Genomic DNA, 19722 nt, shown 5'->3' with positions numbered 1-19722 from the left:
GATGCCGGGTGCCCGCCGGACAGCCGGCGGGCACCCGGAGCGGCTACCTGGTAGTGAGGGATCCGAGGGTGAGCCAGCCGGACCTGTTGTTCTGGCTGGTGTTGGCGAACCGCAGCGGGATGCCGCCGCGCATCGGGTTGGCCACGCGCAGGACGATGTCGTACCGCCCGGAGCGCAGACCGTGAGTGTTGATCCGGGCCGACAGCTCCGCCGGTTCCGCTCCGGGCTGGATACCGGCGACGGTCCATCCGGTGTGCCAGCGCCGCACCGTGCGGCCCCTGCTGTCGATGGCGGCGAGCTCGACCGGCCAGTCGTAGTAGAACGGTGCGGTGCCGCGGTTGGCGATGCGGACCCGCACCCGGTCACGGCTCAATGCGGCCTCGGTGACGCTCAGCTCGTACCCCAGAGATTTTGCTGCCTCGACAGCGCGCTGGAATTTGCCGCCGGTGAACCCGGTACCGGTGAACGCGCCGTGGTTGATCAGCCAGGAGGCGTGCGTCTGTGCGACGGACTGGCCGAAGTCCTCGAACTGGGTGCAGCTGACCGGCTCGTCCCACAGGCAGGACTGGATCTCGGGTCGCAGTTCGCCGCCGATCGGCTGCTCGCGCCACTTCTCGGTGACACCCTCGTCGATCAGGCGCTGCACGAAGTGCCAGGACGTCGGCGGGAGCGTCTCGAAGGCGAACGAGTCGTCGTGATAGCCGATGTCGAGGCTCTTGTTCTCCGGGCTGGGATAGCGGGCCAGCAGCCTGGTCACGTCGAACGCGGCGTCGTAGCGGTTCAGGATGCGGGTGAGGATCTCGGTGCCCGGCATCCAGTTCTCCGGCTGGGTCCACCCGTCGTGGGGCCAGGTGTGCCACTCGCCCCAGAAGCCGATCAGCCCGAGGGTGACGAAGCCGATGCGCGGGTCGCCGTCGTAGCGGCGGCCGAGCGCGGTGATGAAGTTCTCCAGGGCCGCGACCAGGCGCGGGTCATCGTAGTCGGGAGCGACGCTGACGCCGTTGTTGCCGAAGTCGGTGTACGGGCGTGTCAGCAATCCCTGATCGAGCAGGTACTGCGGTATCCCACTCGGGCGGCCGGGGTAGTCCAGGTAGAACCGGAACACGCCCTGGTGGCCCCGTTTCGCGATGGCGCCGAGCTGGCTCTCGAAGGCGTCCCAGTCGAACGTGCGCGGTCCGGTCATCACGTCGCTCAGCGGCAGGTAGAACCACTCCATGCTGTGCGGGAAAGTCTCGAACTCACCGGCGAACGGCAGGAAGCCCTTGAGCGGGTTGTCGGCGGGTGCGGAGGTGTAGGCCAGCGGCTTCCACTGTGTGCCACCGGTGTGGGGTTCGGCCACTGCGGGAGTGCCCGCGGCCGTGGCCCCGGTGTGCGGTTTCGCCACGGCGGGCGTGCCCGCGGCCATGGTCAGCGCCGCCAGCAGGGCGACGGTGAAGCGTAGTGCTCTTCGCATGATGATCCTCAGCTGACGGTGATGCGGTCGATGTCCGGGGCCCAGCCGCTCGGATTGGCGACGGTGATCGTGGTGGTCCCGGCGGGCAGGGTGAGCGTCGTCGTGGCGGTGCCGACCGTGTCCCAGCTGCCGGTGGGCGCGAAGGTGACCGTCTGACCGTTGATCACGGCGGTCCGGGTCTCGGCTGTCAGGTAGTGGATGGTCACGGTGCGGGACCCGCCGGTGCCGCCGGCGACGCCCTGGAAGGTGAGGGTTCCGCCGTTGCCGAGGTAGCCGACCTTCGAGGCGCCGGAGCAGGCGGAGCACGAGGCCACGACCGCCGAGCCGCCGCGGGTGTTGTTCGCCGCCTCGGCCTCGTAACTGGTGGAGCCGCCGCCGGTGCCGGTGCCGACCGTCACGGCACCGAGTCCGAGCCAGCCGTCGGCCTGCTGGGTGCTGTTGGCGAAGCGCAGCTTCTTGGCGGCGGCGCTGACGGTCTCGAGGGGGTTCTTGACCCGCATCACCCACTGGTAGTCACCGGAGGTGACGCCGGACAGGTTCACGCTGTGCTGGAAGTACTGCCGGTGGCCGAAGTCGCGGTAGCTCGGGTTCGCTCCGGCGTTCCACTCGGGGAAGTTGCGGATCGTCAGCGGCTGGACGGTACGCAGGTCCCAGGCGGTGTCCCAGGTCCGTACGACGCTTCCGGCGCTGTTCTTCAGCCCGAGGGTGACCGTCCACGGGTAGTAGAACGGTGCCACCCCGCTGTTGGCGATCCGCACACCGACGTTCGTGGTGCCGGTGGCGGTGTTCCGGTAGTACGAGTTGTCGACGGTGAGGTTGTAGCCCATCAGCCGTACCGCCGCGCCCACGTTGGCGTCCCCCGCCGAGTAACCGCCGCTCTGCTCATTGATCATCCACGTGGGGTGCAGCAGCTCGATGCACGCCTTGAGGTCGTCGACGCTGCCCGAGCCGTTCGGCCACGACTGGAAAGCCGTCGACTGGATCTCCGGGCGCAGCTCACCGCCGATCGAACTGGTGATCCACTTGTTTTCGGTGCCGGCGGCGAGAGTGCGCGTCAGCTGCGAGTAGGACGCGCCACCGAGCGACGCGGGCAGGGTCACCCCTTGCAGCGGTGAGCCCTCGCGGTAGCAGAACGAGTCGTCGTGATACCCGATGTCCCGGCTGTTGGCGGCGCCGCCGGCCACGTCCGGGTACCTGATCTCCAGCTTGGTCCGGTTGAAGGCGGCGTCGAACGCGGCGACCAGCTGGGCGCCGTTGGCATCGGCAGGCATGTAGTTGGGCCGGCCGTCGGCGGTGTCGGTGTCGTACGGCCAGGTGTGCCACTCCCCCCACAGCCCGACCAGGCCCATGTGGATGAACCCGAGCCGGGCATCACCGTCGTAGCGCGCGCCGAACGCCGCGATGAAGTTCTTCAGCGCGGTGATCAGGAACGGGCTGTCGTAGTCGGGGTGGGTGACGTTCCAGTAGGTGTCGGACCGGTTGGCGACGTTGCCGCTGAAGCACGGCGGGATCGCGTTGGCGGGGTGGCTGCCGGTGCCGCCGGGATAGGTCAGGTAGATGCGGATGGCGGCCTGATTACCGTTGGCGGCCGTCTCGGCCAGCATGCTGTCCACGATCGACCAGTTGTAGCTGCCGCAGTTCGACGCGCTGGTCATGATCTCGGAGAGGCCGAAGTAGCCCCAGGTCAGCGAGTGCGGGTAGCCGACGTTCTGGTTGGCGCCGGGTGAGTAGAACTTGGCCCAGCCCTTGAGCGGGTTGTCGACCGGGCCGGGTGCCGCGGTCAGCGGGTGGACCTGCAGCGCCGGGTCGGGGCTTGCGGGTGCGGCCGGGCGCGGCGGCGGGCCGGCCGGTGCGGCATGCGCTGCCGCGGGGCCGATGAGCATGAGAGCGGCGCCGAGGACGAGGGCGCCGAGAACGGCCGGGATGGTGCGGCCGCGTCTTCCTGTTGTCATCTCGATCTCCGATGGGTCGCGCCGGCCGGGCGCCGCGGGGTGGATCGCGGGCCCGGCAGGTCAGGGGGATGGTCACCTCTCCCGGCGCCATCGCTGCCGATGTTGCCGGGGTATTACGAAGAGGTATTGACAAAATATCGAAGGTCCACATCATTATTCGAGAACGGGGCGGCTGGCAAGAGCGAACCCGGACACGGATTAGAGGCGAGGGATGAGCTCGACAAAACGGCGCGACGACCGTCGCGCGGCGTGGTGGTTCCTGGCGCCGGTACTGGCCGGGTTCGCCGTCTTCTACGGCTATCCGGCGTTCCGCGGCGCCTGGTACTCGGTCACCGACTACAGCATGTTGAACACGCCCACGTTCGTCGGCGCGGACAACTACGCCAAGCTCGTGCACGACGAGCAGTTCTGGCGCTCACTACTGGTCACGCTCTGGTACGTGGTCCTCAACATCGGATCGCAGACCGTGCTGGCCCTGGCCATCGCGGCGCTGATGCACCGGCTGACCCGATCGGTCGTGCTGCGGGCCACGCTGCTGCTGCCCTGGCTGGTTCCCAACGTGACCGTCGGCCTGCTGTGGATGTGGCTGCTCGACACCAACCTCGGGTTCGTCAACCACCTGCTCGGCGCGCTCGGCGTGGGCCCGGTCGGCTTCCTCACCGACGCCTCCCTGGCGATGCCGTCGATCGCCGCCATCAACACGTGGGCGTACACCGGCTACACCGCACTGCTGCTCTACGCCGGGATGCTGCAGATCCCGCAGTACCTCTACGAGGGCGCCTCGATCGACGGCGCCGGTGAGTGGCGGATGTTCCGCAGCATCACCCTGCCGCTGCTGCGCCCGGTCCTCGCCCTGGTGCTGGTGGTCTCCCTGATCGGCTCGTTCCAGATCTTCGACACGATCGCGGTCACCACGCAGGGCGACCCGGCCGGTGCCACCCGGGTCCTCTACTACTTCATCTACCAGCAGGCGTTCTCCTACTTCCAGATGGGTTACGCGTCGGCCGCGGCGGTCTTCCTCGCGCTGATCCTCGGCATCCTCACCGCGATACAGATGCGCCTGCTGCGGGCGTCCACCTCGGACCTGGCCTGAGGACTGATCCCATGCGCAAATTCCTCGGCTGGACCGTCATGGCCGTCATCGTCGTGGCCACCGTCTTCCCGTTCTGGTGGATGATCCGCACGGCGCTCACCCCCGCCGCCGACCTCTACACCGACAACGCCGGCCTGCTGCCGAACCACCCGACGATGATCAATTTCGCCCGGGTGCTCGGCCTGACCAGCGAGGCCGAGGCCCGCGCGGCCGGCGGCTCCGGCGCGCACATCGACTTCGCCCGCTACATCCTCAACTCGATCATCTACTGCGGCCTGATCGCGGCGTTCCAGACGATGTTCTGCGCCATGGCCGGCTACGCCTTCGCCCGGCTGCGCTTCCCCGGCCGGGACCTGGTGTTCGCGATCCTGATCAGCGCGCTCATGGTCCCGCCGATCTTCACGCTGCTGCCCAACTTCGTGCTGGTCAAAGACCTCGGCCTGATCAACACGATGGCCGGCATGGTGGCGCCGACCCTGCTGATGACCCCGTTCGCGGTGTTCTTCCTGCGCCAGTTCTTCCTGTCGCTGCCGCGCGACGTGGAGGAGGCCGCCGTCCTCGACGGCAACGGCCCCTGGGGCATCTTCTGGCGCATCTCGCTGCCGATGAGCCGCGGCCCGCTGATCACCATCGGCATCACCACCACGGTCTGGGCGTGGAAGGACTTCCTCTGGCCGCTGCTCGTCGGCCGCGGCGAGGAGAACCGCCTCGTCACCGTCGCCCTCGGCGTCTTCCTGCAGCAGTCGCCCAACACCCAGCCCGACTGGACCGGGCTGATGGCCGCCTCGACGCTCTCGGTCATCCCGGTCGCGATCCTGCTGCTGTTCGTCGGCAAGCGGCTGGTCCAGTCCCTCAACTTCACCGGAAGCAAGTGAACCCCTCCCGCAGAAAAGAGAAAAAGATGACACGTAGGACTCGAGCGGGCGCAGCGTTGCTGTCGCTCGCCGTCATCGCCGGCCTTTCCGGATGCTCCTCCTCCGGCGACAGCGACGGCGCCGGTGACAGCGTCACCCTCGACTACTGGCTCTGGGACGACAACCAGAAGGCGTCCTACCAGGCCTGCGCCGACGCCTTCACCACCGCGAACCCCACCATCAAGATCCAGATCACCCAGTCGGCGTGGGACCAGTACTGGTCGAACCTCACCACCCAGCTCGCCTCCGGTGACGCCCCCGACGTGTGGACCAACCAGGGCTCCTACTACCCGCAGTTCGTCACCTCCGGGCAGATCCTCGACATCCAGCCCTTCGTGACCGCCGACAACGTCGACCTCACCCAGTACCAGGCCGGCCTCGCGGATCTGTTCACCAAGGACGGCAAGCGCTACGGCCTCCCCAAGGACTGGGACACGATGGCGCTCGTCTACAACGCCGACCAGCTCACCAAGCAGGGCATCAAGCCGGCCGACCTGGCGAACCTGACCTGGAACCCCACCGACGGCGGCACGTTCGAGCAGCTCATCGCCAAGGCCACCGTCGACGCCAACGGCCGCAACGGCCTCGACCCGGCCTTCGACAAGAGCAAGATCAAGGTGTACGGGTACCTGTCGGAATGGGCCGACGGCTCACAGGGCCAGAACGGGTGGGGCATCCTCGCCTCGAGCAACGGCTTCACCTACCTCGACAAGAACCCCTGGGGCACCCAGTACAAGTACGACGATCCCGCCCTCGCGCAGACCATCGAATGGTTCAAGTCGCTCGTCGCCAAGGGCTACAGCCCTCCGCTGGACAAGAACTCCACGCTCAGCCGCGACACGCTGATGACCGCCGGCAAGGGCGCCATCACCGTCGCGGGCTCCTGGACGATCAACACCTACCTCGGCGACTCCGCGAAGGCAAAGTTCGCGTTCGCGCCGCTGCCCACCGGACCGCAGGGCCGCAAGACCCCGATCAACGGGCTCTCCGACGCGATCTGGGCCGGCACCGAGCACAAGGACGAGGCCTGGAAGTGGGTCAAATTCCTCGCCTCCGCCGACTGCCAGAACATCGTCGGCGGCAACAGCGTCGTCTTCCCGGCCATCAAGTCGGCCAGCGAGAAGGCCCTCGCCGCGCACAAGGCCAAGGACCGTGACGTCCAGGTCTTCGTCGACCAGGCACAGGCACCGGGCGGCACCTACTTCCTGCCGATCACCGAGCACGGCAACGAGATCAGCCAGATCGTGCAGGACGCCATCCAGTCGTCGGTGCTCGGCCAGAGCGACTCGGCCTCCGCCCTGAAGAAGGCGAACGACCAGGTAAACGCCCTCTTCAAGTAACTGGACCGACCGGAGAAGGTGCGGCGGCCGCCCGCCGCACCACTCCTGAAACCGCAAGGGGAAACATGGCATCGCTCATCGAGCTGGCCGGCCGTACCTTCGCTCTCGTTCACGACGGCCCCGGCCCTCTCGTTCACGACGGACCCGGCCGCCTCGTTCACGACGGACCCGGCCCTCTCGTTCACGACGGACCCGGCCGCCTCGTTCACGACGGACCCGGCCGCCTCGTTCACGATGGCCCCGGCCGCCCGGAAGCAGCCGACGGCGGCCTGATCCTGCCGCCCGGGCGCGTCGCGCTGCTGCACGAACTGGGCGACGCCCTGTTCTACCGGCACGGGCAGAACTCCTGGAGCCCGTGCGGATGGCGGCGGCTGTCCGAACCGCCGCTGCGCATCGCCAACCCGGAGCGCCGTCTCACCGCCGACGACGACGTCTGGGACGACCCGGCACGCCACCACTCCTCGGCCGTGGCCGCCCTCGACGCCGGCGACGGCAACGTCCTGCTCCTCGGCGCGCTCGGCCTGGGCACCGCCCGCCTCTCCGCCGACCGTGACACCCTCTCCGGCTGGTACGAGCACGGCGCCCAGCCCTGGTTCGCCGCCTACGGCCCCGAGGAGGAGGTGTTCGCCGCCTACACCCGGCACCTGTCGGCCCGGCTGGGCAGCAGCGACCGCCGCGCCGGCAATGTCTGGTGCTCCTGGTACGCCTACTACGAGCAGATCACCGAACAGCAGCTCACCAAGGACATCCAGGACCTGGACGGGCTGCCGTTCGACGTCGTGCAGGTCGACGACGGCTGGGAGCGGCTGGTCGGCGACTGGGAACCCAACTCCAAGTTCCCCTCCGGCATGAAAGCCCTCGCCGACCGCATCACCGACGCCGGGATGACCCCCGGACTGTGGCTGGCCCCGTTCATCGCCCTGCCCGGCTCCCAGTTCGCGCGGGAGCACCCGGAGCTGCTGCTGCGCGACAGCCGGGGCGACCTGGTGATCGCCGGGAACAACTGGGGAACCGGCTACTACGCCCTCGACCTGTCCCAGCAGGCCGCCCTCGACCACGTCGCCGAGCTGACCCGGCGGGTCGTCCACGAGTGGGGTTTCAAATACCTGAAGCTCGACTTCATCAACGCCGGAGCCATCCCCGGTGACCGCACCGGCGGGGCCGAACGGGAACAGACCTACCGGGACGCGCTGGCCCTGATCCGCCGGGTCGCCGGCGACGACGTCTACCTGCTGGGCAGCGGCGCCATCCTGCTGCCGTCGCTCGGCATCCTCGACGGCCTGCGCAGCGGCCCCGACGTCGCGCCGATGTGGCAGAACTACGCCAGCGACGACCCGTCCGACGCCATGGCCCGCAACGCCGTGGTCAACACCGTGCACCGGCTGTGGAGCGGGCCGCTCGCCGAGGTCGACCCCGACGTCATCTACTTCCGCAGCCGGCTCAACCTGCTCACCGATCAGCAGCTCGGATGGCTGCGCGACCTGGCCGACATCTGCCGGTTCCGCGCCGTGTCCGACCCGCCCGCCTGGCTCACCCCCACCGAGCTGGAGGACATGACGACCTACCTGTCGGCCCGTCCCGAGGTGCGCAGGCTCGGCCGCTACCGGTATACCGTCGGCGGGCGTGAGGTGGACTTCACCCCTGCGATCACGCCGGCGGCGCAGGCGTACCCGATCACCTGAATTTGCCTTGTCTCACCCGGCTGTCGCGGCAGGCCGCTTGGTATTTTGTAAGCTCGAAGGGGACATATCTTGACAGAGATCGTGACGACCGGAGCGGACCTGCCGCGCCTGCGCGAGCTGAACTCCCTGAGCGTCGTGCGAGCTCTCCGCGACCATCCGCCGTCGACCGTCACCGAGTTGTCCCAGCGCACCGGGCTCTCCCGGCCCGCCGTCGACGTCATCGCACAGGGCCTGGTCACCGACGGCTGGGCCAGCCTGCTGGAACCCGGCGCCAGCAGCGCCGTCGGGCGCCCCGCACGCCGCTACCAGTTCCGGGCCGGCGCCGGTCACGTCCTCGGCGTGGACGTCGGCGCGCACAAGATCCTGGCGCTGCTCGCCGACCTCGACGGCAACATCGTGCACAGCGTCCGCCACGCCGTCGCCGCGGACGCCGGCCCCGGCGAACGACTCGCCGAACTCGACGAGGTCATCACCGCCTGCCTGACCGAAGCCGGCAAAGCACCCTCCGACATCTGGGCGATCACCGCCGCGGTCACCGGCGCCGTCGACGCGACCGGCCGCACCAGCTTCTTCACCCCGCTGCCCGGCTGGCACAGCGTCGACCTCACCACCCACCTGAGCGACCGGTTCGCCTGCCCGATCCTCGTCGAGAACGACTGCAAACTCGCCGCCCTCGCCGAACGCTGGAAGGGCGCGGCCCGCGACGCCGACGACATCGTCTACCTGCTGGCCGGCATGCGCACCGGCGCCGGCCTCATCATCGACGGCATCCTGCGCCGCGGCTTCGGCGGCGCGGCCGGCGAGATCGGCGCCCTCAAACAGGTCCGCTGGCTCAACGCCCCCGCACACCTGCAAAACTGCCCCGGCGTCCCCGACACCGTCAGCCCCGACGACGCCGCAGCCTGGGTCTTCAACGCCGCTCGCCAGGGAGACAAAGCCGCCCGAACCGCAGTCAACCGCTACGTCAAAGACCTAGCCGTCGGCACCGCCGCCCTGGTCCTCACCCTCGACCCACAAGTCGTCATCTTCGGCGGCGGCTTCTCCCGCTCCGCCGACCTCATGCTCGACCTCCTCCGCCGAGAACTTCAACGTCTCTGCTTGCGTACGCCCGAAGTCCGCCCCTCCACCCTCGGCGCCGATTCGGTGGCCCTGGGTGCGCTGAAGCTCTCCCTCAACGAGGTGGACGATCGGCTGCTCAGCGCCGGCCTCTCCGCCCCGGTAGCCCCCCGCCGCCGGTGATCCCTCTCGCCTCCTCTTTCGCGCGCTTCGCTACCGTTCGGCTCACCCTTTTGGCGCTCTGACGGGCTTTGCTGTCGCTTGGCTTTCCTCGGCCCGTTTGGCTGCCCTCGATCCGCTTGCCTCATCCACCTCGCGCGATCCTGGCCGGCCGCGGCAGCAGCGCCGGAACACGGCGCATGTGCTGCTCATAGGCCGGACGCCGAGCCAGCGACCTGCGATCCATCATCGGCACACTGACGAACGCGAACAACAGCACCATGGTGATCGGCCCAACCACCGTCCACCACCATCCCGGCGCCGCCGCCATCCCGAACAGCCACATCCCCCACCAGAACGTGATCTCCCCCAGATAGTTCGGATGCCGCGAATACCTCCAGAGCCCCCGATCAATGATCCCGCCCCGATTAGCGGGATCGCTGGCAAACCGGTGCAACTGCCGATCCGCAGTAGCCTCGATCACCACCGCACCCCCGGTCACCACCACGGCCGCAAAGTCCAGCAGCCCCCAAGCCCGACCGGTAACCGTCACCGCCGGCCAGACCGCGAGCAGTCCACCGAAGACCACAAGCGTCGGCATCAACTGAATACCGGTGAGGTTGACCAGCCACCACGGCAACCCACCCGCCCGCTGCTCCCGCAACTGCACATAGCGCCAGTCCTCATGACCCAGCCCCCGCCACGACAACGCCCAATTCGCGGTGAGCCGGATCGCCCAGGCCATCACCAGCAGAACCACAGCCACCTGCCGCCCGCTGACCTCCCCCAGGTCTCCCCCGCTCCGCCACACCACCCAAGCCACCACGATCACCGCCGGGGCAACACTCCAATACGCGTCATAGACGCTCGCATTAGCCACCAGCACACTGGCCACGAAAACCACGAGAGTGGCAACGAGATCCGCGTAAAACGTGACCAGTAACGGATGCTGCCCCCGCACAACAGCGACAACAGCCCAAGCCGCCATCCCCGCCACGACATAACTGAGCACCACCACGGCAAACCCAACAGCCCGCGACGCCGAGGCCAGGCCCCGCCCCACCCGGTACGTCCCCTCATCCCCTGACATATCGAAGAGGGTAAGCCCGAACCAGCACTCCACCAGGACCCCTGCAAACTTGGACCTCCCCACCGCCCACCGCCCGCCGCCGCCCATCACCCGCCGCCGCCCACCGCCCGCCGCCGCCCACCGCCCGCCGTCCGTCCGCCCCGCGCCCCCGCGGCCCGCGCTCCTAGGTCACGGCCACGGTCACGGCGACGCTGGCGGCGGCGATCGCCGCTGCGGTTCCGGCGACTGCGGTGTTGACGGCCGCGGCTCCCCAGTTGCCGTTTTCCAGTGCTTTCGCCCGGGTGGCGACCGGGGTGGACCAGGCCAATGCCGGACGCAGGGCCGGCAGGGCGCCACTCGCGGAGAGCAAGGCGGTCACGGTGGCGGTGCGGGGGTCCGGCTCGTCCCCGTCGACCAGGATGGCGCGGATCCTGCGGCGCAGTTCCTCCTCGTGGCGACTGTCGTCGGCGGGCAGCCGAGTCGTGCGGAACAGCCCGAGCACACGCTTGCTCTCACGCCGGATCAGACCGCGTTCGAGGAGCCGGTCGATCACCTGCTCATACAGGCGGGTACCGATTTCGATCAGCAGCGTCTGCGCCAGACGGGGCTTGCGGGCCACCTTGTCGTAGGCGTCCTGAAGCAACGGATCCGGGAGCGTCCCCTCCCCCATCGCACGGACCATCGGATTGTTGAGCGCCGGATAGCCGCCGTCGGTCTCGATGCGGCCGAGGAGCGCCAGTTCAGCAAGAACGGCGCCGCCGAGGGCGTAGTGAAGAGTCCCCGCTCCAGCAGGAATCCCCGTTTCGTCGTCGAGCAGGAGCAGCATCAAGTCCTCGACGATCAGCATGTCGTTCTGCACGGTCATCCTTTCGGCCGAAGCCTGTCGTAGTGGCCCAGCAGAGCCAGTCCTATTCGCCCAGTCCGGAACATGGCGCGTCCGCTCGGTCCAGATCGCGCACGTCCGCTCGGTCGAGATCACGCACGTCCGCTCGGTCTGGAACGCGGCACGTCCGCTCGGTCCAAATCGCGGCACGTCCGCTCGGTCCGGAACGCGGTCTCGGGTGCGGCCTTGGTGCGGAACCAGTTGTGTTCATTTCGCTAGAGCCAATCGTGTTCGCGGGCATAGCGAGCCGCGTCGTGGCGGGTCTGGGTCTGGGTCTTCTGCATGGCGTTGGAGAGGTAGTTGCGGACGGTGCCCGGCGCGAGGTGAAGGCGCGTGGCGATGTCGGCGACGGAGTAGCCCTCGCCGGTCACGCGGAGCACATCCAGCTCGCGGTCGGTGAGGGGGCAGTCGTCGATGACAGCGAGAGCGGAGACATCCGGGTCGATCCACCGCTTGCCGTCGCGCAGGGTGGTGATGACTGTGGCGATGTGAGCCGGCTCCGCGGACTTGGTGACGAAGCCCTGCACCCCCAGCTTCAAAGCCTTGCGCAGCACGCCCGGACGAGCGTGGCGAGTGAGCATCAGGATGACCTGGTGGGGATGAGTGCGACGGATCTCCGCCACGGCGCCGAGGCCGTCGACGTTCGGCATTTCCAGGTCGATGACAAGCACGTCGGGGCGGTGCTGCAGGGTGGCCTCGACGGCGGTGCGGCCGTCCTCCGCCTCGGCCAGGACGGTGATGTCGCCCTCAAGCGGCAGCAGGGCAGCCAGCGCTTTACGGAGCAGGGCCTCGTCGTCGGCAAGCACCACAGTCGTCATTGCTCCCCTCCCGGTTCAGACCGCATGCCCTCCAACGAGGTGAAGGAGGCAGCCGTCAGGAACTGGCCGTCCTTCTGCTCGACGGTGAGCTTGCCGCCGTCGTCGGCCACTTTCCGGCGGAGAGCCGAGAGCCCGCGGAGTTCGCCCAGCGCATCGCCCTGCGCGCCGTCGTTCGTGATGGCGATACCTAGGCCGGTCAGGGTGACTCGGACCTCGGTGGCCTGGGTGTGCCGCAGGATGTTGGTCGTGGTCTCGCGGAGGACCTGGCCGAGCAGTTCGCTCACACGGGCGTCGGCGTCGGCCTGCCGAGTTATCCGCACGCGGATCCCGGCGGCTTCGAACAGGTTCTTGGCGTTCTCCAGTTCGGCCGTGAGGTTGAGCCTGCGTTGCGCGTACGCAAGCTCCTTCGTCTGTGTGATCGTGTCGCTGACCAGCGCATGAATCTCACGCAGCTCCTCCTCCGCCCTGCCGGGATCGCTGTGGACGAGTTTCTGTGCGAGCGCGACCTTCAGTTTGACCACGTGGAGGGTGTGGCCCTGGATGTCGTGCAGATCGCCGGCAAAACGGACCCGTTCGCGGATGACCGCGAGCTCGGCCTCGCGCTGCTTCGACTGCTCGAGGTCGCGGACGAGATCGTAGAAGCGCTCGTTGGGGAACTGGAGGGTGGTGACGACGATGGTGATCGCGGCCGGCACGAGCAGGTAAGTGATCAGGTCACCGCGCACGTCGCCGGAGACGAGCAGCAGTCGCGAACCGCCGACAGCGGCGACATAGAGGATGAGTGCGACAGCTGCCGCACCGCGGTGGCGCGGGAGGCGGGGCACGATGAGCGAGCCCACCACGCAGAGCCCCCAGAACGCGTTGGGGCTGTCGGTCAGCAGAACGCCCATCGGCCACACGACAGCGGTGATGAGCAGGCAGGGCCACGCCACCAGCGGGCGGAGGATCTCACCGGCGGCCCATCGCTCGGCGGCGACCAGGGCGGCGAGCACGCCCAGGCTCAGGAAGGCGGCGTCCCACCAGGTCTTGGCGTCGAACGCCACCACGAACGCCCCGGCGACGCCGAGGATGGGGATGATCAGCATGGTGTTGAGGCGTCGCAACCGTCCGTGCGTCGCCTCGGTCATATGCAGTGATCTTGCTGTCACCTCACCAGTATTCGGGCCGATCGGGGCGGCAGACAGTGACACCACGTCATTGGTTTGCGGTGACGTGGCGACACTGATCAAGTGGGTGCGCCCGCTGGTGTCATGGAGCCATGACAACGACCCCAGTCATCGAAGTCGAAGGACTGAATCTCAGCTACGGCGACTTTCACGCGGTCAAGGACCTGTCGTTCCAGGTGCGGCGCGGTGAGCTCTACGCGCTGCTCGGCACGAACGGCGCGGGCAAGACCTCGACCCTGGAGGCCGTCGAGGGGCACCGCCAGCCCACCTCGGGAACGGTGCGGGTCTTCGGGCGCAGCCCGCACGACCGAGCCGCCGTGCGGCCCCGGATGGGCATCATGCTGCAGGAAAGCGGCTTCAGCCCCGATCTCACGGTCCGCGAGTCGGTCCGGCTGATCGGCAGGCTGACCAGGCGCCAGGACGAGGTCGACCGTGTGCTCGACGTCGTCGACCTGACCCGTAAGGCCGGCACGAAGGTCTCTCAGCTCTCCGGCGGGGAGAAACGACGGCTGGACTTCGCCACTGCCGTCTACGGGACGCCCGAGCTGGTTTTCCTGGACGAGCCGACCACCGGCCTCGACATCCAGTCCCGCGACGCCCTCTGGAGCGCGGTCGACCGGCTCCGGGAGAACGGCTCCACCATCGTGCTCACCACGCACTACCTGGAGGAGGCGCAGCAGCGCGCCGACCGCATCGGGCTCATGCACCAGGGCACCTTCCACCGGGAGGGCACCGTCGCCGAGCTCACGCGGGCCCTACCGGCCGTCATCCGCTTCTCACTGTCCCATCCGGTGCCGGCACTGCCGCTGCCCGCCCTGCCGCTGCCCGCGGTGCCGGACGGTGACGGGTTCCTCGTCGAGACCTTCGCCCTCCCGAAAGACCTGTATGTGCTGCTCGGCTGGGCTCAGGACAACGGCGTGGAGCTGGTGGACCTGTCAGCCGGCCCGACCCGGCTCGACGACGTCTTCCGCGCCATCGGCAGCTGACCACCCCACGAAAGGACCTTCGCCATGCTCTCCATCGCGCTCAGTGAGCTGATCCAGATCTTCCGAAACCGACTCGTACTGGTCACCAGCCTGATCATGCCGGCGGTGGTCAGCGCGTTCTTCATCTACCGGCACGAGGTCTTCGCGTCCGTCGCCAGCCTCGGCTATATCGCGGCCATCGTGATGTTCACCGTCGGGGCCTTCGGGCTCTACACAACGGTGGTGACCACGCTCGCGTCCCGCCGGCAAACCCTCTTTCTCAAACGGCTGCGATCCACCGCCGAGCCGGACACCGGGATCCTCGCCGGCCTGTTGTTGCCGGTCACCGTTCTCGCCCTGGTTCAGGTGACCGTCATCCTGACCGTGCTGGCCGTGGTCGCAGGCGGGCCGGCCAACGTGTTGCTCCTGGTAGCGGCGGTCCTCGCGATGGTGACGATGATGGTCGGCCTGGGGCTGGCCACGGCGGGGCTGACGAACTCGCCCGAGCACGCCCAGGTGACCACACTCCCGATCAGCCTCAGCGTCATCGCCGTGGCCAGTTGGGTGGGCATCAGCGGCACCGAGGAACTCACACTGCTCAAGCGGCTGCTGCCCGGCGGCTCGGCCACCGAACTGGTGGTCAACGCCTGGAACGGCGGCGTCGCCGTAACCGACTCCCTCCTGCTGCTGGCGCCGACGGTGAGCTGGGTCGTCGTCGCCGTCGCCCTCGCGGCCCGCATGTTCCGCTGGGAGCCGCGCCGCTGAAAGCCTGGGTCGAGGTCGAGGTCGAGGTCGAGGCGAGGCGAGGCGAGGGCCGGGCGAGGTGGGGTGAGGGCGAGGTGGGGTGAGGGCGAGGTGGGGTGAGGGCGAGGTGGGGTGAGGGCGAGGTGGGGTGGGGTGAGGGCGAGACGGGGTGAGGGCGAGGCGGGGTGAGGGTGAAGCGCAGGCATTAGGCGGCTGCGGCTACCCGCGGCTCGGGAAACCAAGCTGTCGCTCATACCGACGGCAGGGCACCGTAATCGATCCGGTCGCGGTTTCCGCCGAGTACTCGATCGGGCCGGCGTCCTGCCAGTCCATGCGTTCGTAGAACCGCCGGGCACGGGTGTTGCCTGAAGCGACGGCCAGCCAAGCGCGGCCGAGCCCACCAGCGGACACCATTTCCTCCCCCTGCCGCAGGAGGGCGTCCGCTACACCTCGGCCCCGAGCCTCAGCAGCAACGAAGAGCTGCTCGATCTCGTCGTAGTCGACCATCACGAAGCCGATCACCCGCGGGCCCAGGACGGCCACCTGGGTGCCGGCGATGCGGGCGGGGACCCGGCGGCGGAAGTCGTCGAGTCTCCGGTGCTGCTCAAGAGATGCCGGCACATTACCCAGGTGGCCGTCCCGCCAGCCGGTATGCCAGACCGCAGCTACGGCTGCCACGTCGTCCGAGTCGGCTGGGCGCAGCGTTACGCCCGGCAAGGTCATGCTCGTCATTTCAGGGCTCCCGTGACTGGTGTACGTTTAAATGCCAGTTACGTTACCGACAGACAGGTGACTGTTCAAGGCATGATAGATAGTTACGCTGACGATCCTGGGATGGTCGTCGCGATGGCGTTGATCAATGCGCTGGCGGTGGAGCATGCCCACGGACGGCCGGTCGGCCCGGTTGAGCCCGGACCGGCCATCGCCGGCATCCTTGCCATCGATCCGCCGTCAGCCGCCGCCTTCCGGTCTGGCGACTCCCCTGGGTTCACCGAGTTGGCGCGGCAGCTACGGCAGATCGTCGACGACCTCGATCGGGGCGACGTCGACGCGGCCGCCGGCCGGCTCAACACGTTTCTCGTTGAGCATCCCGCGCACCCGCACCTCGCCAAGGAGGACGGCCGGTGGCGGCTGCATCACCACCCGGCCGACGCCGCCCTCGTTCCGATGTGGACTTCCATCTGCGCCGCCTCCATTGCCCGGCTCGTCGGGGCCGGACTCCACGACCGCGTCGGCACGTGCCACGCCCCCGGCTGCGACCTGGCGTTCATCGACGCGTCCAAGAACGGCAGCCGGCGCTTCTGCTCAACGCCCTGCCAGAACCGGGTCAAGGCGGCCACGTTCCGCCGGCGGGCCCAAACCCGATGACGCCGAGCCAGCCCCGCGAGACTGCAGTACCCCGAGACCACCGAACACCCTTCAGGGTGGAGATCCGCGGTGGCTCGAATGCAGGCTGAACTGGGTCCGGCTGGTTGTGGGTGCTGTGTCCAGCACCGCGAGACAGCGCCCAGAGCGGCACGCCGCCTTAACCCGAGATGAGCCAAGCCGCCCCAACCACCGACCCCACCACCCAGCCACCACGAATCCACCCGATCAAAACTTGATTCGTTCCAGAAAAGGCGACTAGAGTCTCGGCATGACGTCCGACTTCGAGACGCAGCTGCGAGCCGTCTCGTTGCGCGTGACACGGCCCCGCCTCGCCGTGCTGGCTGCCCTGCACGACCACCCGCACATCGACACCGACACTGTCATCGCGCTCGTTCGAGCGGATCACCCGACCGTGTCCCACCAGGCGGTCTACGATGTGCTGCGTGCGCTCACCGACACCGGTCTGGTGCGCCGCATCCAGCCTGCCGGTGCGACCGCCCGCTACGAGTCGCGGGCGAGGGACAACCATCACCACGTCGTGTGCCGCTCGTGCCGCGCGATCGCCGACGTCGAATGCGCCACCGGCGCCGCCCCCTGCCTCACCGCCTCGGACGACCACGGTTTCGTGATCGACGAGGCGGAGGTCGTCTTTTGGGGCGTCTGCCCCGACTGCGTGACCTCCAGCACCCTCGAGTCATCCGCCAGTTCGGAAGGAATCTGATGAGCGACACCCGAGACGACCGCCCCGCCAGTGCGCAGGGCGTGGACCAGAAAGCGGCCGAGGGCTGCCCGGTCGCGCACGACTCCGTGACCGCGCACGGCAGCGAGAGCGAGAACCCGGCGATCGACTCGCCGACCCCGAAGACCGGCGGCCGTCCCCGCTCGAACCGCGACTGGTGGCCGAACTCGCTCGACCTGTCGGTGCTGCACGCGCACTCGTCCAAGGGCAACCCGCTGGGCGAGGACTTCAGCTACGCGGCCGAGTTCGCCAAGCTCGACGTGGCCGCCCTCAAGCAGGACATCGTGCAGGTGCTCACCACCTCGCAGGACTGGTGGCCGGCCGACTTCGGGCACTACGGCGGCCTGATGATCCGGCTGAGCTGGCACGCCGCCGGGACGTACCGTATTCAGGACGGCCGTGGCGGCGCCGGCGACGGCGGGCAGCGTTTCGCCCCGCTCAACAGCTGGCCGGACAACGCCAACCTGGACAAGGCCCGCCGCCTGCTCTGGCCGGTCAAGCAGAAGTACGGCCAGCAGATCTCCTGGGCCGACCTGCTCGTCCTGGCCGGCAACGTCGCCCTGGAGTCGATGGGCTTCAAGACTTTCGGCTTCGGTTTCGGCCGCGAGGACGTCTGGGAGCCCGAGGAGATCTTCTGGGGCCCGGAGGACGCCTGGCTGGGTGACGAGCGCTACGCCACGGACAGCACGATGTCCGAGGGTGTCGGCGCGACCGAGATGGGCCTGATCTACGTCAACCCGGAAGGCCCGCGCGGCAACGCGGACCCGCTCGCCGCCGCGCACTTCATCCGGGAGACCTTCGCCCGGATGGCGATGAACGACGAGGAGACCGTCGCTCTCATCGCCGGTGGCCACACGTTCGGCAAGACCCACGGCGCGGCACCGGCCGACGGCCACGTGGGCGCGGAGCCCGAGGGCGCCCCGCTGGAGGCGCAGGGCCTGGGCTGGCTGAGCACCCACGGCAGTGGCAAGGGCGGTGACACGATCACCAGCGGTCTCGAGGTGACCTGGACCGACCTGCCGACGCAGTGGAGCAACCGCTTCTTCGAGATCCTCTTCGGGTACGAGTGGGAGCTCACCACCAGCCCGGCGGGCGCCAAGCAGTGGGTCGCGAAGACCACCGACGAGATCATCCCGGACGCGCACGACCCGTCCAGGAAACACCGGCCGACGATGCTGACGACCGACTTGTCCCTGCGCGTGGACCCTGCGTACGAAAAGATCTCCCGCCGTTTCCTGGAGAACCCGGACGAGTTCGCCCTGGCCTTCGCCAAGGCCTGGTACAAGCTGTTGCACCGCGACATGGGCCCGGTCCCGCGCTTCCTCGGGCCGTGGGTCCCGGAGGCCCAGCTGTGGCAGGACCCGGTGCCGGCCGTCGACCACGAGCTGGTCAGCGACGCCGACTTGGCGGCTCTCAAGGCGAAGGTTCTGGAGTCCGGCCTCAGCACCGCCCAGCTGGTCTCCACCGCCTGGGCCTCCGCGGCGACCTACCGGTTCACCGACAAGCGCGGTGGCGCCAACGGTGCCCGGATCCGCCTGGAGCCGCAGCGCAACTGGGAGGTCAACCAGCCGGAGCAGCTCGCGACGGTCCTGGGCACCCTCGAGGGCATCCAGCAGGAGTTCAACGCCGCCGGCGGTGCGAAGATCTCGCTGGCCGACCTGATCGTGCTGGCCGGCTCGGCCGCCGTCGAGAAGGCCGCGCGTGACGCGGGCGTCGAGGTGACGGTGCCGTTCCACGCGGGCCGCACCGACGCCACCCAGGAGCAGACCGACGTCGAGTCGTTCCGGGTTCTGGAGCCGCGCGCCGACGCGTTCCGCAACTACCTGCGCCCGGGTGAGAAGACCCAGCCGGAGGTGCTGCTCATCGACCGCGCCTACATGCTGAACCTGACCGCTCCCGAGATGACGGTTCTGGTGGGCGGCCTGCGCGCGCTGGGCAACAACGTCGGCGGCGCTCAGCACGGTGTGCTCACCGACCGGCCGGGCGTGCTCACCAACGACTTCTTCGCCAACCTTCTCTCCCCGGGCACCCGGTGGAAGGCGTCAGAGTCTCAGGAGCATGTGTACGAGATTCGCGACCTGGCCACCGACGAGGTGAAGTGGACCGCCACCGCGGTCGACCTGATCTTCGGCTCGAACTCGCAGCTGCGCGCCCTCTCCGAGGTCTACGCCAGCTCGGACGCCTCCGCCAAGTTCGTGACCGATTTCGTCGCGGCTTGGACGAAGGTCATGGAGCTCGACCGCTTCGACCTCCGCTGATCCCCATCACGTAAGCCGAAGAGCCCCGGGGCAATCCCCCGGGGCTCTTCGCTATACAAAACG

17 protein-coding genes are annotated in these 19722 nt (G+C 68.6%); 10 read left to right on the top strand and 7 right to left on the bottom strand.

The window, feature by feature from the left end:
* Nucleotides 1–43: 43 nt before the first annotated feature.
* The gene (locus ACFQV6_RS35275) at nt 44–1453 is read right to left on the bottom strand and encodes a DUF4832 domain-containing protein (protein ID WP_378032012.1); all 1410 of its coding nucleotides are present in this window, start codon (nt 1451–1453) and stop codon (nt 44–46) included.
* An 8-nt stretch (nt 1454–1461) separates the two neighbouring features.
* Nucleotides 1462–3405, bottom strand: coding sequence for a DUF4832 domain-containing protein (locus ACFQV6_RS35270; protein ID WP_378032011.1), 1944 nt, complete (start codon nt 3403–3405; stop codon nt 1462–1464).
* A gap of 211 nt (nt 3406–3616) precedes the next feature.
* Between ACFQV6_RS35270 and ACFQV6_RS35265 the strand changes: the two genes are divergently transcribed.
* The 5 genes from ACFQV6_RS35265 to ACFQV6_RS35245 all read left to right on the top strand — a co-directional run bounded on the left by ACFQV6_RS35265 (nt 3617) and on the right by ACFQV6_RS35245 (nt 9673).
* On the top strand, nt 3617–4498 hold the full coding sequence (locus tag ACFQV6_RS35265; protein ID WP_378032010.1) for a carbohydrate ABC transporter permease: 882 nt from the start codon (nt 3617–3619) through the stop codon (nt 4496–4498).
* Nucleotides 4499–4509: 11 nt separating this feature from the next.
* Nucleotides 4510–5373: a carbohydrate ABC transporter permease gene (locus ACFQV6_RS35260; protein ID WP_378032009.1), complete on the top strand. Its 864-nt coding sequence runs from the start codon at nt 4510–4512 to the stop codon at nt 5371–5373.
* A gap of 26 nt (nt 5374–5399) precedes the next feature.
* Nucleotides 5400–6752 (top strand): ABC transporter substrate-binding protein, encoded by a 1353-nt coding sequence (locus tag ACFQV6_RS35255; RefSeq protein WP_378032008.1) that lies wholly within the window; start codon nt 5400–5402, stop codon nt 6750–6752.
* A gap of 65 nt (nt 6753–6817) precedes the next feature.
* The gene (locus ACFQV6_RS35250; protein WP_378032007.1) at nt 6818–8434 is read left to right on the top strand and encodes a glycoside hydrolase family 36 protein; all 1617 of its coding nucleotides are present in this window, start codon (nt 6818–6820) and stop codon (nt 8432–8434) included.
* Nucleotides 8435–8503: 69 nt separating this feature from the next.
* Nucleotides 8504–9673, top strand: a complete 1170-nt coding sequence (locus ACFQV6_RS35245) for an ROK family protein (RefSeq protein WP_378032006.1) — start codon at nt 8504–8506, stop codon at nt 9671–9673.
* Between the two features lie 121 nt (nt 9674–9794).
* On the opposite strand, the gene ACFQV6_RS35240 is transcribed toward ACFQV6_RS35245, so the two are convergent.
* The 4 genes from ACFQV6_RS35240 to ACFQV6_RS35225 form a co-directional block, all read right to left on the bottom strand.
* A complete protein-coding gene (locus ACFQV6_RS35240; RefSeq protein WP_378032005.1) occupies nt 9795–10739 on the bottom strand; it encodes a DUF1295 domain-containing protein in 945 nt (314 codons plus the stop codon).
* Between the two features lie 163 nt (nt 10740–10902).
* Nucleotides 10903–11565, bottom strand: coding sequence for a GPP34 family phosphoprotein (locus tag ACFQV6_RS35235; RefSeq protein ID WP_378032004.1), 663 nt, complete (start codon nt 11563–11565; stop codon nt 10903–10905).
* A gap of 251 nt (nt 11566–11816) precedes the next feature.
* A complete protein-coding gene (locus tag ACFQV6_RS35230; RefSeq protein ID WP_378032003.1) occupies nt 11817–12419 on the bottom strand; it encodes a response regulator in 603 nt (200 codons plus the stop codon).
* Nucleotides 12416–13546 (bottom strand): sensor histidine kinase, encoded by a 1131-nt coding sequence (locus ACFQV6_RS35225; protein WP_378032002.1) that lies wholly within the window; start codon nt 13544–13546, stop codon nt 12416–12418. The genes ACFQV6_RS35230 and ACFQV6_RS35225 overlap by 4 nt, the downstream gene beginning before the upstream one ends.
* A gap of 131 nt (nt 13547–13677) precedes the next feature.
* On the opposite strand from ACFQV6_RS35225, the gene ACFQV6_RS35220 reads away from it, so the two are divergent.
* Together ACFQV6_RS35220 and ACFQV6_RS35215 are read left to right on the top strand one after the other, a co-directional pair.
* A complete protein-coding gene (locus tag ACFQV6_RS35220) occupies nt 13678–14571 on the top strand; it encodes an ABC transporter ATP-binding protein (RefSeq protein WP_378032001.1) in 894 nt (297 codons plus the stop codon).
* A gap of 24 nt (nt 14572–14595) precedes the next feature.
* Nucleotides 14596–15315 carry an ABC transporter permease gene (locus ACFQV6_RS35215; protein WP_378032000.1) on the top strand — a complete coding sequence of 240 codons (720 nt, stop codon included), beginning with the start codon at nt 14596–14598 and terminating at the stop codon, nt 15313–15315.
* A gap of 198 nt (nt 15316–15513) precedes the next feature.
* On the opposite strand, the gene ACFQV6_RS35210 is transcribed toward ACFQV6_RS35215, so the two are convergent.
* Entirely contained in the window at nt 15514–16026 is a 513-nt protein-coding gene (locus ACFQV6_RS35210) for a GNAT family N-acetyltransferase (protein WP_378031999.1), read from the bottom strand.
* 102 nt (nt 16027–16128) lie between these two features.
* Here ACFQV6_RS35210 and ACFQV6_RS35205 point away from each other — a divergent pair, with 102 nt between their 5' ends.
* The 3 genes from ACFQV6_RS35205 to katG all read left to right on the top strand — a co-directional run bounded on the left by ACFQV6_RS35205 (nt 16129) and on the right by katG (nt 19659).
* Nucleotides 16129–16662, top strand: coding sequence for a CGNR zinc finger domain-containing protein (locus tag ACFQV6_RS35205; protein WP_378031998.1), 534 nt, complete (start codon nt 16129–16131; stop codon nt 16660–16662).
* A 268-nt stretch (nt 16663–16930) separates the two neighbouring features.
* Nucleotides 16931–17383 carry a Fur family transcriptional regulator gene (locus tag ACFQV6_RS35200; protein ID WP_378031997.1) on the top strand — a complete coding sequence of 151 codons (453 nt, stop codon included), beginning with the start codon at nt 16931–16933 and terminating at the stop codon, nt 17381–17383.
* Nucleotides 17383–19659, top strand: a complete 2277-nt coding sequence (katG, locus tag ACFQV6_RS35195) for a catalase/peroxidase HPI (protein ID WP_378031996.1) — start codon at nt 17383–17385, stop codon at nt 19657–19659. The genes ACFQV6_RS35200 and katG overlap by 1 nt, the downstream gene beginning before the upstream one ends.
* Nucleotides 19660–19722: the final 63 nt, after the last annotated feature.

The sequence above is a fragment of the Actinoplanes sp. GCM10030250 genome, from assembly GCF_042666575.1.
Classification (GTDB): Bacteria; Actinomycetota; Actinomycetes; order Mycobacteriales; family Micromonosporaceae; genus Actinoplanes.
This window is presented reverse-complemented; position numbering and strand designations above follow the sequence as displayed.

Excerpts from the sequence above, each read along its gene's own strand:
- ACFQV6_RS35275 (WP_378032012.1), bottom strand. The coding sequence starts at position 1,453 with ATGCGAAGAGCACTACGCTTCACCGTCGCCCTGCTGGCGGCGCTGACC.
- ACFQV6_RS35270 (WP_378032011.1), bottom strand. The coding sequence starts at position 3,405 with ATGACAACAGGAAGACGCGGCCGCACCATCCCGGCCGTTCTCGGCGCC.
- ACFQV6_RS35265 (WP_378032010.1), top strand. The coding sequence starts at position 3,617 with ATGAGCTCGACAAAACGGCGCGACGACCGTCGCGCGGCGTGGTGGTTC.
- ACFQV6_RS35260 (WP_378032009.1), top strand. The coding sequence starts at position 4,510 with ATGCGCAAATTCCTCGGCTGGACCGTCATGGCCGTCATCGTCGTGGCC.
- ACFQV6_RS35255 (WP_378032008.1), top strand. The coding sequence starts at position 5,400 with ATGACACGTAGGACTCGAGCGGGCGCAGCGTTGCTGTCGCTCGCCGTC.
- ACFQV6_RS35250 (WP_378032007.1), top strand. The coding sequence starts at position 6,818 with ATGGCATCGCTCATCGAGCTGGCCGGCCGTACCTTCGCTCTCGTTCAC.
- ACFQV6_RS35240 (WP_378032005.1), bottom strand. The coding sequence starts at position 10,739 with ATGTCAGGGGATGAGGGGACGTACCGGGTGGGGCGGGGCCTGGCCTCG.
- ACFQV6_RS35235 (WP_378032004.1), bottom strand. The coding sequence starts at position 11,565 with ATGCTGATCGTCGAGGACTTGATGCTGCTCCTGCTCGACGACGAAACG.
- ACFQV6_RS35230 (WP_378032003.1), bottom strand. The coding sequence starts at position 12,419 with ATGACGACTGTGGTGCTTGCCGACGACGAGGCCCTGCTCCGTAAAGCG.
- ACFQV6_RS35225 (WP_378032002.1), bottom strand. The coding sequence starts at position 13,546 with ATGACCGAGGCGACGCACGGACGGTTGCGACGCCTCAACACCATGCTG.
- ACFQV6_RS35220 (WP_378032001.1), top strand. The coding sequence starts at position 13,678 with ATGACAACGACCCCAGTCATCGAAGTCGAAGGACTGAATCTCAGCTAC.
- ACFQV6_RS35215 (WP_378032000.1), top strand. The coding sequence starts at position 14,596 with ATGCTCTCCATCGCGCTCAGTGAGCTGATCCAGATCTTCCGAAACCGA.
- ACFQV6_RS35210 (WP_378031999.1), bottom strand. The coding sequence starts at position 16,026 with ATGACGAGCATGACCTTGCCGGGCGTAACGCTGCGCCCAGCCGACTCG.
- ACFQV6_RS35205 (WP_378031998.1), top strand. The coding sequence starts at position 16,129 with ATGGTCGTCGCGATGGCGTTGATCAATGCGCTGGCGGTGGAGCATGCC.
- ACFQV6_RS35200 (WP_378031997.1), top strand. The coding sequence starts at position 16,931 with ATGACGTCCGACTTCGAGACGCAGCTGCGAGCCGTCTCGTTGCGCGTG.
- katG (WP_378031996.1), top strand. The coding sequence starts at position 17,383 with ATGAGCGACACCCGAGACGACCGCCCCGCCAGTGCGCAGGGCGTGGAC.